This window comes from Vibrio sp. 1580 (assembly GCF_033340055.1).
The window spans coordinates 203,578-219,626 of the sequence record NZ_JAWOVT010000003.1 but is presented as its reverse complement, the minus strand read 5'-3'; the positions used below and the strand labels follow the sequence as shown (position 1 = coordinate 219,626).

The window sequence follows — 16,049 nt, the reverse complement described above, 5'->3', positions numbered from 1 at the left end:
AATGCTCTAGACACAGAAATCCCCTAGCCCATACACTCAGCACGTATGAGAAGGTTCAATGGCCTTAAATAAGGAGTATCACCATTAAAGCGAAAGTAACTTCGATCGACGTCGCGAAGATGCTCGGCGTCTCTCAATCGACGGTATCTAGAGCATTCAGCCCGACTGCGAGTATTAGCGAGAAGAAACGCAAAATGGTGATGGATGCCGCAGCTAAGCTCGGATACACACCGAATGCCATCGCCCGAGGTCTGATTTCGAATCGTTCAGGCTTAGTGGCGATTGCGTTAGATAGCGAATCAAACCCAATGTACGACATGCAATCTCGTGCTTTGGCTGTCGAAATTCAAAAGCGAGGCGGACAAGTTGTGCTTTGCCCTATCGACAAGGACGACCTCGATCTCGCCATTTCACGCGCCATTGAATACCAAGTGGACGGACTCGTTATCGCCACCAGCCGTTTAACCTCACGCGCGTTTGCCCAATGCGAAAAGTTTGGCGTTCACTTAAGCTTGATCAACCGCTACGCCGAAGGCATTAATGCCAACAGCTCTGGTATTGATAACCGCTTGGCGGGCCAACAAGCTGCGGAGTATTTAGCGCATAAAGGCGCAAAACAGTGTGCTTATATCAGTGGCGATGCTGGCTCCATGACCAGTGAAGAGCGTTGGCTGGGTTTCTCTTCAAAGTTGCAAGAACTCGGCTCCCCGTCACCAACGTTTATCCAAGCCAAGTACAGCTTTGAAGCAGGCTTAGAAGCGGCGAAAGCGATCTTGTCGCACACTAGCAAACCCGATGCAATTTTTTGTGCAAACGACATCCTCGCCATGGGTGTGATGGATGGTTTACGCCAAGCAGGAGCAAAGATCCCTCAAGACTTCTCCGTGATGGGCGTGGATAACATTCCGATGTCTGCTTGGCCTAGTTATGATCTGACGACCATCGCTCAACCCGTAGACAAAATTGTTCAGCGCGCAGTTGAAGATCTGATGAACCGCATCAATGGCAATCAGGACGCAACGGGTGAGTATCTTCTCGAACAAGGCACCTTAATCGAACGCAGCAGCACCATTTAATAAATCCATTTTTATTCATTCTTCATAAACAAAATGTCTTGCTTTCAAGTAAGGCATTTTCTGTGATCGCGATTAAATTTTCACCAATCGTTATTTAATTCCTCATCAATTCATCAATTTTGTTATTGACTTGTTACTTTAATGTTTTATTTTGGATTCGTATGCAAAATGGATATGAATTGCTCAACTAATTTATAAAAACATAAAAAGTTGTGTGACTTGCCGACGAATGCCCATGGCAGGTCATACCAGAAACAAGGAAGAACGATGAAGAAAGCAATCCTTACTTCACTTACCGCACTGGGGCTTGCATTTAGCAGTATGAATACGTTTGCAAACAGTGTTATTCGTCTTGCTCATGACAGTCAAGAAACCTCTCCCGTACACAAAGCAATGCTCTATTTCGAACAAGAAGTGGAAGCTCGCTCAAACGGTGAGATAGAAGTTGAAATCTATCCGGCAAGACAACTAGGCGATGTGCGTGAGACGACTGAACTCGTACAGCAAGGCAACTTACAAATGACGTTTGGTGCGTCAGTTTTACTCTCTCCCTACGTCCCAGAGTTTAACGTGCTCGACGTGTTCTACCTTTTTGATAGCGAAGAGCAAGCACACAAAGCGCTCGACAGTGAGAAGATCGGACAACCATTGTTGAATGCTATGGAATCAAAAGGCTTTCATGGACTTGGCTTTATGGAGGTCGGCTTTCGTAGCGTGACCAACAACAAACAGCCAATCGATAGCATTGAGGACTTGAAGGGACTTAAGATTCGCTCGGCATCTAACCCCACTCAAATAAGCGCGTGGAAATCTATTGGTACTGCGCCAACACCTCTGTCTTGGGGAGAAATTTTCACCTCGTTACAACAAGGCCTGATTAACGCTCAAGAAAGTGCTATCTACTCTATTTATGCCGAACGTTTTTACGAGGCACAAAAGTACCTCTCTTTAACTAACCATATATACACCAACTACGTGTTGTTCATGAACAAATCGTTTTGGGATTCACTGCCGGCCGAACAACAAGCGCTGATCAGTGAAGTAAGCAAAGAAACCATCGCAAAACAGCGTGAGCTCGCCGCTAAGCAAAACCAAGAAGTAATCAAAGAGCTCGAAGCAAAAGGCATGACGGTTAACATCGTCCCAGACGAGGTACGCAGCATCATGAAAGAAAAAATGAATGCAGCCGTGTACCAAGATCTGCGTAGCAAGACAGGTGAAGACTTGTTTGACAACGTGATTGCCGGGATAGAACGCCTATAACTCCCACTCTTTTGTACGATCTGGAAACAGGTCGTACTTTCCGTTTTGGAGGTGAATATGAAGTGGTTTCGCTTACTAGACAAATACCTAGAACCAACCCTTATCGTTATCGCGATCTCAACGATGACAACTTTACTGTGCTTGCAAATCGCCCTACGCCTGTTCGATGCAACGATCGCGTGGGCTGAAGAGCTGGCTCGTTATTTATTCGTATGGGCGATGTACCTGAGCATCAGCTACTGTATCCGAGATGATCGACACATCCGCATTCGTGTGTTCATCGATAAACTTCCGGGCAATTGGACGCAATTCAGTTTGATTGTCTCTGATCTTATCTACCTTGCCTTTAGTGCAACTGTCGCCTGGTTTGGATTTAAGGTTATAAACCGCAGCCTGCAACTCGGTCAGATTGCACCCGCAATGGAAATTCCTATTGCGTGTTTGTATGCCTCTGTTTTAGTTTGCGCACTATTAAGCTGCGCGCGCCTAGTGACAAGCATTTATCACCGTGTGAACGCGTGCTCCACCAGCAATGAACGAGTTCGCTTTTCTCGCCAACGCTATCGCCATATCAAAGCAAAGTATCGTACTTCTAACCGACTATTGGAGTTTAACGCATGACGTCTGCACTTTTGTTTGGCAGCTTTGGTCTGCTTCTGCTCATTGGCGTTCCGGTCGGTATTGCTCTGGCGGCAGCCAGTATGGTCGCGATACTCAGTCTGCCGTTTCTTAACATCGAGTTTTTAGTCCAAGGAATGGTAACAGGGCTCGACTCTTTCCCTCTCCTCGCCGTCGTTCTTTTTACCTTAGCAGGTAACCTTATGAGCCAAGGAGGGATCTCAAAACGATTATTGCATGTGGCGGAGGTCTTCTTTGGCCACTTTACTGGCGGGCTTGGCATCGTGGCCATTGTGGCGTGTATGTTCTTCGCTTCCATCTCTGGTACAGGGTCTGCCACTGTTGCCGCTATCGGCCTGACGATGATTCCCTCGATGGTGAAGAAAGGCTACGACCGCAGCTTTGCAGGTGCTTTAATCGCGTCCTCCGGCGGAATTGGCGTCATTATTCCACCCTCTGTGGTGATGATCGTCTACGCGATCACAGCTGAAGTCTCGGTAACTAAGATGTTCATGGCGGGCATCATTCCTGGCTTGGTCGTCGGTATGGTATTGATCGGCTACTGTCTAATTGTCTCAAAAATGCGGGGCTACACAGGTAACGAACGCAAAGCGACTTGGGCAGAGCGTCTTGCTGCGCTAAAAGAAGCCAGCTGGGCAATGCTACTCCCCGTGATCATTCTCGGTGGTATCTATTCTGGTATTTTCACGCCTACCGAATCAGCCGCCATCGGAGTTCTCTATGGCTTATTCTTTGGCATGTTTGTTTATAAAGAACTCAAACCAGCGCAAGTGGTGAAAATCATTCTAGAGTCGTCACTGTTAGTTGGCGCCGTGCTCGTCATTGTGGGTGCGTCCGTGACGTTTGGCCGCATATTGACCCTAGAACGTCTACCGACCGAGATCGCTCAGTTCATTCTATCGATTACCGAAAACAAACTGCTGATACTGCTTTGCATCAATGTTCTGTTGTTGCTCGTCGGTACCTTTATGGAAACGCTGGCAGCGATTGTTATTCTCACACCAATTCTGTTACCCATTACGTCAGCACTCGGCATGGACCCAGTTCATTTTGGTATCGTGATGATCGTGAACTTAGCCATTGGCTTTGTTACGCCTCCTCTGGGTGCCAACCTGTTTATGGCAAGTCAGGTAGGCAAAGTACCGATAGAGTCGCTCTCTAAAGCCATCATGGGCTGGATTGGAGCAATGATAGTGGCCTTGATGTTGATTACCTTCATCCCTGCCATCTCGCTATCATTACCTGCGCTTTTATCCTGATCGTTGCACTCATAGAGCGCTTATGACTGTTATAGCCACTAGATAAATACCTTTCTAGTGGCTTATTCGTTATCTACTTCCGATTTAATAAAAAAGCCTTTAAGCATTCGTATGCAAAAGGAGAATTTGAAAGATATAAGGATAATTGACACCAAAATAGCTGAATATTAGCGATAAAGTCTATTTGGGTGCCTTGATCTGCATGATTATCAGTTTTGGCTTAATCATTTGTTTCCATTCAAACAGATAAAAATAAATTAAGCGATTAAAAAACAATAAGATATTAGGAAATTCATACAAAAAACTTTGACCTCCTTTCTTATTAACACGTCTCGATAAGAGATAGCTTCCATCTCTCCTGTACTTTTTTAGTTTATTTTCCGCTCAATTGTTAAAAATCTGATCATCAGCACGCTATTTAAACAATCGAAAAACAATCCGTTGACAAAATGGCAACATGATATATTTTGAATACGTAATCAAAACATAATTATTCAATTACGGAGGTGATTTATGGCCATGGTTGGCTTCGATGAAAAGTGGCGTGATTTTCCCGACTACATTCTTGGTATCACAAAAGAGATTTGGGAAGACCGAGGTTTAAACACCTTAGAACACTACTACTCTCCCGACATTGTTGTGCGTACTCCACTCTCTATCGTTCAAGGAAACGAAGGGGTGATCAGTGCAACAATGGCGACACTGGCCGAGTTTCCCGATCGCACGCTATATGGCGAAGACGTCATTTGGTCAGGCACCCCGGAACAAGGCATGCTTTCTTCTCATCGAATCATCTCTACTGCAACACACAGTGGCAACGGCTTCTATGGGCAAGCCTCGAACCGCAAACTTCGTTTCCGTATCATCGCGGATTGCCACGCCATCAATAACCAAATCAATGACGAATGGTTGGTTCGCGATCAAGCCGATATCGCGAAACAACTGGGTATGACGTCAGAAGAGTTTGCACGCCAACAAATCGAATTTGAAGGTGGCGTGGAATCAAGCCCATTTCCGTTCACACCTGAAGTCGACATTCCTGGACCTTATTTGGGCGTAGGCAACGACAACGAATATGGTCAGCGCTACGAAGCAATTCTCAGAAGCCTTATGAATGCCGAGTTCTCTATAGTACCGAAAGAGTACGACCGCGCTTGCATCGGCGAATACACTGGAGGTCAAACTGCCCTATCACACTCGGAAGTCGATCATTTTTGGATGGCACTTCGTGCGTCTTTCCCAAATGCTCAATTTACCGTTCACCATCGTATTGGCCGAGATGACGACATGATGTCACCACGCGCTGCAATTCGATGGTCTTTGCACGGTAAGCATGAAGGGTATGGGATGTTCGGTAAGCCTTCTGGGAAAGAGGTTTACATCATGGGGATCAGCCACGCTGAGTTTGGTCCTTGGGGTATTCGTCGCGAATTCACTTTGTTTGACGAGACCGCAATCTGGAAGCAAACCCTGCTACAGCAAGGCTAACGGCTGACTAAACACTATTTATTAAAATCACAGACAGTAAGGAAGCAACATGTCACTCAACATCATCGAACAGTTCTACCAGAACTACTTCAAAGCCGCAGACATCGAGCAAAAACAGGCCGCTCTGCAAGCTTTGAACTCTGACGTAAAATGGTGCGTGGCGCACCCTGTGAACGATCTTAATGGCCCAGATGCAACCCACGAATCTTTCCTCTCACCACTTGTTAATGCTTTACCTGATGCCGAGCGCCGACCAATGATTGTGATGCACGGCGAATACGAAGGCCGCACTTGGTACAACTCTACCGGCTACTTTATCGGTACATTTGAACAACCACTGTTTGGCATCCCAGCAACAGGGAAAACACTCTACTTGCGTTACACCGAAATGGTGTGTGTGGAGAACGACCAAATCACCGAATCTTACATGATTCCAGACTTCATCGATGCGATGAATCAAGCAGGCTGCAACCCTCTTCGTAAAAGCTTAGGTCACGATGGCTTGGTTCCTTCTCCTGCAACTTCTAACGGTATTCAACAATCTGTTGTGTCTTTGGAAGAAAGTGAAAAGAGCGCCCAGCTGGTTGAAGATATGCTGTCTTGCTTGGGTCGTTTTGATGGCAAAGATCTTTTCTCGATGGATCTTGAAAACTACTGGCACAATGACTTCATGTGGTACGGCCCTGCTGGTATTGGTACTACGCGCGGTATCAAAGGTTTCCGTAACCACCATCAAGCGCCATTTGTGTTTGCGTTCCCAGATCGAAGTGTCGATATTGAGGTCAATTTTTTGGCCAAAAATGACTACGTATCCACAGGTGGTTGGCCACATATGCATGGTACTCACACTGGTTACAGTGGCTGGCTCGGTCTTGCCCCAACCGGAAAACACATCGAACTTCGCGTTATGGACATTTGGCGACGCGAAGGCGATTTACTGAAGGAAAACTGGGTGGCGATCGACATCGTTCATATCCTGCTGCAACTTGGCTATGACGTGTTTGCACAAATGAAAGAACAGTTAGAAGGACCTAATTATGCATGAGTTTGGCGCACTTAACTGGAGCATCCTTGGAGGATACATCGCCCTCACGCTAGTACTGGGGGCGGTAATTGGAAAGCGAGTCACTTCAGCTAGCCAATTCGCCTTGGGTGATAAGAGCATCCCTTGGTGGGCGATCGGTATTTCTGTCGTTTGTACTTACGTGAGTGCCATGTCGTTCCTTGGCGGGCCAGCTTGGTCTTACAAAGAAGGCCTGTCGGTTATCGCGATTCACCTCAATTATCCGCTGGTGATCTTCTTCATCGTGGCTGTATTTATGCCATTTTTCTACAACAACGGTTTAACCTCTATCTACGAGTATCAAGAACGACGCTTCGGCAAGGCTTCACGACTGACTTTGTCGTTTATCTTCCTTATCAAACAAGCATTGAGTTCGGCAGCCGTACTCTACGCGACAGCAATGATTTTAGAGTTCATTACTGGTATCGACGTGATGTACTGCATCATGATCGTCACTGCAATCGCCCTTATCTACACCGTAATGGGCGGTATCGCGGCTGTCATTTGGACCGATGTGATTCAAGCAGTAATCTTATTTATTGGCGCATTCATCATCATTGAAGCCGTTTGGAATGGCATGCCTGCTCCAATGACGGAGGTCATGGCAGAACTCAAAGCGAAAGGAATGACCGATGCCCTACAAACAAGTTTTGACCTAAGCCAAGTAACGACGGTATGGGCCGGCGTTATCGCAATGACGATGTTCCACACCACCGTGTATGGCGGTAACCAGATGATGGTACAACGTTGTATGGCCGCGAAAAACATGGGCGATGCGAAAAAGGCAATGTTGATGATGGGCTACGTGGCCTTCTTTATTTACTTTGTCTTTATCTTGCTTGGTGTCCTATTCAACGCTTATTACGACGGTAAAGAGTTTGAAAACGGCAACACCATCATTCTTCATTATGCGAGTGAATATGGAATGCCAGGCTTGATGGGCATCATTGCCGCTGCGATTCTGGCGGCAAGTATGTCGAGTCTCGACTCTGCGTTCAACTCAATGGCGACCGTTTCTGTGGCTGACTTTTACAAACGCTTCTACAAGCAAAACGAGTCGGAAGAGCATTACTTGAAGGTATCGCGTTTCTTCACGGTGGCGTGGGCGATTTTGGTCATCATTCCAGCGATCATGTTTGCCACCAGCACAGGCTCGGTACTGGAAGTGCTGAGTAAGGCAGGCTCTTACTTTGTCGGTGCAAGCTTCTGTATGTTTGTCCTTGGGTTCTACTCAAAACACATTACGGAAAAAGGCTTGTTGATTGGCGTTGCTGCTAGCTTCTTGGTGATTTGGTATGTAGCCGTTGCGACCGATATTGCGTGGCCTTGGTATTGCGTGATTGGCGTCCTTGTGAATGCCGTTGTCGCTTACATTGCTAGCCTTCTCCTGACGGGTAAACAAGATGAAATGCATCTTTACACAGTGAAAGGCCAGCAAGCGGAATATGCTCGTCTAAATAAACCAATCAAGGAAGATGGTTGGTATGTCGTTCCCGGCAAAATCGATGCTCCATGTTATGGCTTACTAGTGATGTTTGTATTCTCGATCGTGATGCTTTGGGGGATCAACGCGTTTACCGACAACGCTCCTATGCTGATTAACTTTATGCGTGGCTGCTCTATTCTTGTCGCTACCGCTTGCATCGGATACATGGGGTATTCACTCCTCTCCCCAAAACGTAAAGTTGCAGTCAAACAAGCAAATTAATGTTCTTTACGTAGATACTGTACGTCCAACAAACGGACAGTATCTACGCTCTAGACCTAGTGCTAGCTCAAAGCAAACCAAATGGGTTAACCCACATTTTGCTTTTTAACACTCCAAAGCCATTATTCTACTTAGGATACCCCGTCAGAACATTTATGAATACGTACCTATTTATGCTAGTCTTATGACCTCAATTACTGGCAACTAAGTTTTATTCATGAAATCAATTAAACACGTAGTCACATCAAAAGATGTGGCAAAGATGGCAGGCGTCTCTCAATCTACTGTATCGCGCGTGTTTGTTCCGGGTAGCTCAGTATCCGAAAAGACCAAGCAAAAAGTCTTTGAAGCGGCTAAAGCCCTTAACTACCGCCCTAACGCCTTTGCACGTAGCCTGACCACAAACGAATCGAAATTGATAGGTTTGGTGTTTCCTGATGCGGATTACCCTATCCATATGAAAACACTGCAATTAATTTCCAGTGAGTTACAGAAAAAAGGTTATTCTGCCGTATTGATTCCATGGCAAGTGGATGAAGAAGAGGGCCACTCAATCCCAAATATCTTCCAGTATCGCGTCGATGGTGTCATTGCTGCTTCCGCAACCTTCAATAAGTCCCTTTATGAAGAATGTGAAGAGTTTAATATCCCAATTGTTCAATACGCACGAGTTGTTGAAGGTACTAGGAGTAGCTACGTTATCAGTGACAACTACGAAGCAGGCCAACAAGCTGCGCAACTTCTGCACAAAAGTGGCGTGAAGAACGCGGTTTATTTGACGGGAGAAGTGCCAACCTTTACGAATGACGAACGTCAAAGCGGCTTCTGCTCTGAATTTGAAGACCTAACCGGCAAGACGCCACGCATCATTGAAGCCAGCTATGACTACGCGAGCTCACTTGATAAAGTCCGTGCCATACTGGCAGACAAAAATCGGCCTGAAGCGGTGTTCTGTGCAACCGATAACCTTGCGATGGCGGTCATGGATATCGCCCGTATAGAATGCGGGTTGAGGATTCCTCAGGACTTACAAGTCATTGGTTTTGATAATATTCCTCAGACAGAATGGTTAAGCTATCAATTAACCACGTTCCGCCAGGATTTCCGTCGCCTCGCTCGCGAGTGCGTGAAGATCATTGTTGATCAAATTAATACGAAAAACGGCAGCCTAGTAAAAATGATGGTGCCAGTGAAGTTAATCGAGCGCCAGACAACAAAAGCTTAAATAGCTATAGCCAGCCATTCGGTTGGCTTTTTTATTTGCCTCTGACTCCCAAACGGCTCATTTAGTGTTGCAAGCATTAATGAACCCATGTATATTTATGAGCTATTACACTATATGAACCAAACAAAAAGAGGCTCATAATCCTTATGACCACGTATCTTTACACTCGTTATTCGCCAAAAAATCGAGCTTACCAAGAGCACCTTAATACTCTAAAAGCTTTTGCGCCCGAAGCTCAGCATTTTGAGGATAAGGTTCGTGGTTGCATGCCTCCAACCGAGAGAGAGGCATTCTTACGACTGCTCGATTCCGTCAGAGCTGGGGATACGATTGTGCTCTGGTGGCTGACCGCATTTGGTCGCGACTTTAGTCAAGCATTGAACACGATAAAAATGCTACTCGATAAAGGGGTAACATTGAAAACTGTATGTGAATCAATAACTTTTGAGCCAGGTTCTGTTCAGACTCAAACACTACTCACAGTGTTATCTGGATATGGGAAAGTGCAGACTGAACATCGCCTGTTTGCCGCAGAGCAAGGGCGACAGGCCATTAAAGAGCAGCCAGAATTATGGAAACAGAAGTTTCGCGGCCGCCCCGCAAACAAAACCAAACACCAACAGATCGCAACGTTACTGCTAGAAGGCTACACATTGCAAAACGTAGCAGAGCAATGCGAAGTCAGTCTATCGACTGTGAAGCGGGTCAAAGCAAAGCTAAATGAAGTGGATGACGAAGGCGGCTTAAGCTCACGACGCCAAAAAGGTTGTTTGAATGGAGACCAGTCATGAGTCGCCCAATCAACTTTCATACTATACTACTCGCCTGTCTTATTATTAGCGTTGGCCAGTTGAGCATGGGGCTAGTTATGCCCTCTTTGCCATGGATAGCAAAAGACTTTTCCATCTCCCTCGACCAAGCTCAACTGCTTGTGAGTATTTATTTGCTCGGCTTCGGCCCCTCTCAATTTATCTACGGGCCAGTGTCAGATGCTTTAGGACGAAAAAGAGTATTACTTACCGGTTTACTCATCGCGATGTCTGGTCTGCTGATAATTATTTTCTTCAGTGACACATTTACAGGGATGGTGATGGGGCGCTTTTTACAAGGGTTAGGTACAGGATGCTGCGCGGTACTCGCGAGGGCGTCGACTCGAGATAGATTTAGCGGGGATGAACTCCCAGTGGCAATGTCTTACATCGCCATGGCGGCTTCAATCACGCCACTTATTGCACCTGTGATTGGCGGCTTTATCAACTTCCACTTCGGTTGGAGTATGGTGTTTATTTCTCTGTTGGGCTATGTCTCGCTGGCTTGGGTAATCATCGCCTTTAAGTTCACAGAAACCATCACAAAACGTTCTGTCATTCCGTCACCCCGAAAAATGTTACTCCAATACAAGAGCTTACTTACGTCTCGTTACTTTATGAGTTTCGCCAGTATCAGTTGGTTAAACTTCAGCTTAATGATTACGACAGTCTCTGTGATGCCATTTATCATGCAAGATCAAATTGGCATGACCTCCGCTCAATACGCGATGTGGGCGCTCATTCCCGCTTTGGGTATGTTATGTGGTACCACGATTTGTAACCGAGTAAGGCCAATTATTGGCAATAAAAAAATGCTGCTCTGCACCCCATTTCTTCACCTCGCTGCCGCAATATGGTTATTTTTCTGTCCTGTTGAGCCTCTATTTCTGATGCTAGGACAGCTATTAATGATCTTGGGTAATGGTATTGCCCTACCTTGTGCACAAGCGATGGTAATGCAACCTTATAAAAAGCAAGCAGGTGCCGCAGCGGCAATGTCTGGTGGTGGACAAATGGTCGTCTCCTCATTGGTCAGCTTAACTCTGGTGCAGCTTGGATTGAGTCAAGCATGGCATCTAGCGATCGTTATCGTAATATTTGCATCGCTTACCTTCACCAACATTCAACGTGGCTTCAGTGCAGAGCAACCTTCAGAACGATAACAAAAAACATACTATTGTCCTTATAGTTACGACAAATCGTATAAACTTAAATTTAGGAAAAGTTGGCGGATACTAACATGATGTTGCATTTAAGAATGGGCGCCTTAACACTCGCCACATTGATATCCGCTGGCACTGATGCGAGCGCCAACGAGAACTGGCAGTTCGAGAGTGACAAGAATGGAATCACAATTTACTCCCGAGAACATAGTGACGGTTTAGTTGAGATCCGTGCCCGGATGTTCACACCCACCAGCTATGGTGCATTTTTAACGCTACTGGAAGACAGTGACAATATCCCGAACTGGATTGACAATGCCAGTCATAGCCGGGTTTTAAATCAGATATCGGCCACCGAGAACATCGTTTACACCCAGTTTAAAGCACCATGGCCTGCCAAAAATCGGGATATGGTCACCTACTCAAAGTACTGGGTCGATGAGCTGGGATTCACGATAGAAATCAAAAGCGCACCTGACTCATATCTTGCTGAACAAAATGGTTATGTTCGAATTCGCTCGGTTGATGCGACTTGGGAGTTACAAAAACTCACAAACGATACAACACTCGTGGAATACAAGGCGTTTGCTGACCCCGGAGGTCTATTGCCAAACTGGCTGATCAACAAACTCTCAAAAGAAAGTGCATGGGCGACATTTAGTAATTTAAGAAAAGAGTTACCTGAATATCAGCAATACTCTCATCCTCAAATAGATGAGTAAGCGTCGCTCTTCCCACTCGCTTTTTAATGCGGTACATAATAACAAAAGGCGGCATATGCCGCCTTTTTCTACTCAATGTGTTACTGTTGTGCAACCGTTACAGGTTTAGTTGCACCACGGTAATCAAACTCAAAACCAATACCTTGGTCTGTCACGTCCATCGTCATACCACCAACAAGCTCGCCTTGTAAGCTTTTGACAACATCATCCGGAACCGGCTCCCCAGTGATTGACGACGCACTCTCTAACACTTCCAAAATACGCTCTGAATCAAAATCAAAGCTGAACAAGCCATTTGGAGAAAGTGATTGCGCCATCACTTCTTTGCTTGCTTCCGCAGCACTATCACCACTGTAAAGGGTGAAATGGTTTTCGTTTAGACGAGCAAACACGTCCACCTTCACGCCAGTATGCATTTCTAATAGCTCACTGACATTAACAGGTTGGTTATCCGGTTGAATTTGCAATTGAGCAAGTTCAGGAACGAACATTTGCGCAGTTTGAATAAGCATCATTGGATCATTGGCAGAAAGAGACAACATACCATCTAGCTGGCTAAATACTTCACCATGCTGAGCATTAGTATCTACTTTGATATCAAACATTTGCAGGCTTAACCCTTTAAGGCCGTTAACCATGCCTGACCCCATGCTTACAGCGGCTGCTGGATTCTGGCCGCCCATCTCTTGCTGCATTTGTGTCAATAAAGAGCATTGGTATTGAGGCTGGGTCAAGTCAGCCCAGATCTGACCAATCGATGGCGCTAGCGTATTGATGTCTAAACCAAGCGCCATACTAAAGAAACTCTTATCACTTTTAGACTCTGCCAATACACCACGAATCGACTTGAGCGCATCTAGAATCACTTTATTGTTGGACTCAACAACAAAAGAACCTTTAATGAACGCCTGATCGCCTTTCATCTTGTATTCTGCAAACGCGACGGACTGAGGCCAGTTTTCTGCAACTTGAGTAAGCTCAGTATGGCAGGCTGGTGAACGCATTTCCTCAATAGTTGGTTCAGGATCTATTGCATCCAACGTGCTGATTTGACGAGCAAACATATTGCCATCTTTCGTCGTCAAACCTTTAATCACTTCGCGATGATCAAAGTAACCAAAAGAGTTGTTGTTTTCACCGTATTTGGCTTGCAACGCCTCAAGACGTCCACTCTCAGCAATATTTTGACTTGGTGCTTCAAGCCCTAATGCCATTTTAATCGGGTTTTGAACGCCCAGTTGCGGAACATCAACCGTTAACGTAAGCACGTTATCAACCACGGCTACAACCAAGCCAATACCGTCCTGCGGGTCAATTGAATCAGTCATCTCGTAACGACGATACTCGACTTCACCAAGCTTAACCAACTCATGCTTAGCGCCGCTCATCTGCTCTTCATGATCCAGTGTTTTCCATAACGCGGCAGGGTCTTCAATATCCACTTTGTACACCGGTACCATACCAATTGTGTACAACACAGGATTAATGTTTTCCCCGGTGCCCAAATAAGCTTTTAATGTTTCTGGCGACGCAGCACTCTCTAGGTACCCATCGAATAAGTTAACTGCAAACTGCTGTTGTGGAGACAGTGGTTCATCGGAAAAAAGTTCTGCAATCGAGCCTTGGTTCGCCGTACCGAATGCGTTCATGTATTTATAATGGTTAAAAGGTTCAGTCTGATACGTCACCATAAGTGAATCTGCAGGAACTTGCGTTAACAGTGAGCCTGCATCACTTGCGGTAGTATTGTTTTGGTACAGGTAGCCAGCGCCCCCTGCAGCTGCGACCACTGCTGTAGCCAATAGTAGTTTTTTCACGACCAACTCCGTTGTCATAGTTATGTGTTCCTAAACGAAATGTAACGCTTAGGTTTAAAGCCAATGAATAGTGCTTTATATCAACCGCTATCATAAACAAGTTATCGATGTAATGAATGTCGGTTTGATAAATTATCCAACATTTATAAGGCAAACCGTGAAGTAAGTTGAATTGCGTGCGGATGCTATTGGCAATATTCACAATCCAATTTCTCGGATAACCGCCTTAAAAATCATAATATTCAGTTAAATGAAGCGATTTGGAGTAATTACGACCAAAATCAGCAGAATATTAAATCTTTATTGAGTCTTTTATCTAATATCTGAAAACGCCTCACGACCTGACACTTCTTTCCAATTTGCCTCTGGCGGTCCCTACTCGTTTTCCTTACATTCCTACTAACTCAGTGACGAGACGTATACCAAATACGAGCAATAGAAGACGATGAAAGACCAGTTGACGATCTCTATATCAACTATCAATGGCTCAAGACATTGGTACTTCAGTAAAAGGATGCAACGCAACATAAAAACGTTTTTCGTTTTTTTTGTTGTTGCTCTGGCCGCGACCATAATCTTAATTCATCACTTGTACACTCGCGTTGATAATGCAGCGTTAAAACAAGCTGAATTGACAGAACATTCACGCACCATGGGTGAAGAGCTCAGCACACTGAAAACACTTAAATCAGAGCTAGAAAATGACCTTTCAGAACGGGAAGAACGGGTACAACTTGTTTCGGAACGTTTGGGTGAATTAGAGAAAGTGCTTGGGGTTGGAGAACATACCTCGACAAATAACTTGGATGCTAGGCTCGATGCGGCGGCGATAACCTCAAACGTTCGCATGGTGTTATTAAACCAAATACCAAGTGGCTCTCCAGTCGGCAAGGTACGGCTATCTTCCGGATTCGGTAAGCGTATCCATCCGGTGACAAAAGTTGCCAAGATGCATCGTGGGCTCGATTTTGCCGTAAATATCGGCACCAAAATTTATGCCCCTGCCGATGGGGTAGTGGAAGTCACCCGCCGCAGTAATAAGGGCTCTGGTAACTTCCTCAGGCTGCAACATTCTTTCGGTTTTTCGAGTTCTTATTCGCACTTGAAAGCGTTCAAAGTAAAAAGTGGTCAGTTCGTCAAAAAAGGGCAACTGATTGCAATTTCCGGCAACAGTGGGCTCTCTTCTGGCCCTCACCTGCATTACGAGGTGCGATTTGTTGGGCGAGCACTGAATCCGAAACCATTTGTCGATTGGAGCCTTAATGATTTCGAAGACATTTTTACTAAGGAGCGAAGAATACGATGGGAATCTTTAATCAAAACAGTGGAACAACGAGTAGCTCAGCAGCTTCAACTCTCATCGCCAAAGGCTGTTCTCTTAGCGGAGAACTCAAAGTAGAAAACGATGTCCAGATTGATGGCATCGTCGATGGTCAAATTAACGTGGAAGGCACTCTCGTTGTCGCAGAAAGCGGGCGAGTAAACGGTGAAATTTACGCTAAACAGCTGATCATTAACGGCATGATGGACGGAAACTGTCACGCAGAACACATTCAAGTGCTTGCCAAGGGACGCGTAAGCGGTAGGATCTGGAGCAATAACCTCAGCATTGAACCTGGTGGCAAATTCTTTGGTGAAGCAGCCGAATTACCTGAAAAGGAAGTGGTAACGTTAAAGGGTAAGGCTCAAGACGGTGCGATCACAAAAGAAAACAACACCAACAATGAAAAGCGACTTTCGCGTAAATCAGCATAAAAGCTTTGATTAAAGTGCTTAAAAAAGACGGCTTTCACGCCGTCTTTTTTATTACTATTGCC

At 45.5% G+C, this 16,049-nt stretch carries 14 protein-coding genes; 13 read left to right on the top strand and 1 reads right to left on the bottom strand.

The features are described 5' to 3' along the window. Positions 1-119: 119 nt before the first annotated feature. The 11 genes from R7093_RS06305 (at position 120) to R7093_RS06255 (ending at position 12,415) form a co-directional block, all read left to right on the top strand. The gene (locus R7093_RS06305) at positions 120-1,076 is read left to right on the top strand and encodes a LacI family DNA-binding transcriptional regulator (protein WP_047102423.1); all 957 of its coding nucleotides are present in this window, start codon (positions 120-122) and stop codon (positions 1,074-1,076) included. 267 nt (positions 1,077-1,343) lie between these two features. Further along, positions 1,344-2,339, top strand: a complete 996-nt coding sequence (locus R7093_RS06300; RefSeq protein ID WP_047102424.1) for a TRAP transporter substrate-binding protein — start codon at positions 1,344-1,346, stop codon at positions 2,337-2,339. Positions 2,340-2,396: 57 nt separating this feature from the next. After that, positions 2,397-2,960, top strand: a complete 564-nt coding sequence (locus R7093_RS06295; protein WP_047102425.1) for a TRAP transporter small permease — start codon at positions 2,397-2,399, stop codon at positions 2,958-2,960. Beyond that, a complete protein-coding gene (locus R7093_RS06290; RefSeq protein ID WP_047102426.1) occupies positions 2,957-4,237 on the top strand; it encodes a TRAP transporter large permease in 1,281 nt (426 codons plus the stop codon). Before R7093_RS06295 ends, R7093_RS06290 begins: the two co-directional genes overlap by 4 nt. A gap of 513 nt (positions 4,238-4,750) precedes the next feature. Continuing rightward, positions 4,751-5,725 (top strand): ester cyclase, encoded by a 975-nt coding sequence (locus R7093_RS06285; RefSeq protein WP_318146564.1) that lies wholly within the window; start codon positions 4,751-4,753, stop codon positions 5,723-5,725. 49 nt (positions 5,726-5,774) lie between these two features. Further along, complete coding sequence (locus R7093_RS06280; RefSeq protein WP_047102428.1) at positions 5,775-6,770, top strand: ester cyclase; 996 nt, start codon at positions 5,775-5,777, stop codon at positions 6,768-6,770. Further along, positions 6,763-8,496, top strand: a complete 1,734-nt coding sequence (locus R7093_RS06275; RefSeq protein ID WP_005374733.1) for a sodium:solute symporter family transporter — start codon at positions 6,763-6,765, stop codon at positions 8,494-8,496. The genes R7093_RS06280 and R7093_RS06275 overlap by 8 nt, the downstream gene beginning before the upstream one ends. Before the next feature lie 217 nt (positions 8,497-8,713). After that, entirely contained in the window at positions 8,714-9,721 is a 1,008-nt protein-coding gene (locus R7093_RS06270) for a LacI family DNA-binding transcriptional regulator (RefSeq protein WP_017820101.1), read from the top strand. Positions 9,722-9,867: 146 nt separating this feature from the next. Continuing rightward, positions 9,868-10,512: a recombinase family protein gene (locus tag R7093_RS06265; protein ID WP_047102429.1), complete on the top strand. Its 645-nt coding sequence runs from the start codon at positions 9,868-9,870 to the stop codon at positions 10,510-10,512. Further along, positions 10,509-11,693, top strand: a complete 1,185-nt coding sequence (locus R7093_RS06260) for a multidrug effflux MFS transporter (RefSeq protein ID WP_017820099.1) — start codon at positions 10,509-10,511, stop codon at positions 11,691-11,693. The genes R7093_RS06265 and R7093_RS06260 overlap by 4 nt, the downstream gene beginning before the upstream one ends. A 77-nt stretch (positions 11,694-11,770) precedes the next feature. Beyond that, the gene (locus tag R7093_RS06255) at positions 11,771-12,415 is read left to right on the top strand and encodes an START domain-containing protein (protein ID WP_017820098.1); all 645 of its coding nucleotides are present in this window, start codon (positions 11,771-11,773) and stop codon (positions 12,413-12,415) included. An 80-nt stretch (positions 12,416-12,495) separates the two neighbouring features. Here the strand turns inward: R7093_RS06255 and R7093_RS06250 are convergent, their stop codons facing one another. Next, positions 12,496-14,250: a hypothetical protein gene (locus R7093_RS06250; RefSeq protein WP_318146563.1), complete on the bottom strand. Its 1,755-nt coding sequence runs from the start codon at positions 14,248-14,250 to the stop codon at positions 12,496-12,498. A gap of 427 nt (positions 14,251-14,677) precedes the next feature. On the opposite strand from R7093_RS06250, the gene R7093_RS06245 reads away from it, so the two are divergent. Both R7093_RS06245 and R7093_RS06240 read left to right on the top strand, forming a co-directional pair. Then, a complete protein-coding gene (locus tag R7093_RS06245) occupies positions 14,678-15,631 on the top strand; it encodes a M23 family metallopeptidase (protein ID WP_213873729.1) in 954 nt (317 codons plus the stop codon). Next, complete coding sequence (locus R7093_RS06240) at positions 15,535-15,987, top strand: polymer-forming cytoskeletal protein (protein WP_081007941.1); 453 nt, start codon at positions 15,535-15,537, stop codon at positions 15,985-15,987. The genes R7093_RS06245 and R7093_RS06240 overlap by 97 nt, the downstream gene beginning before the upstream one ends. Positions 15,988-16,049: the final 62 nt, after the last annotated feature.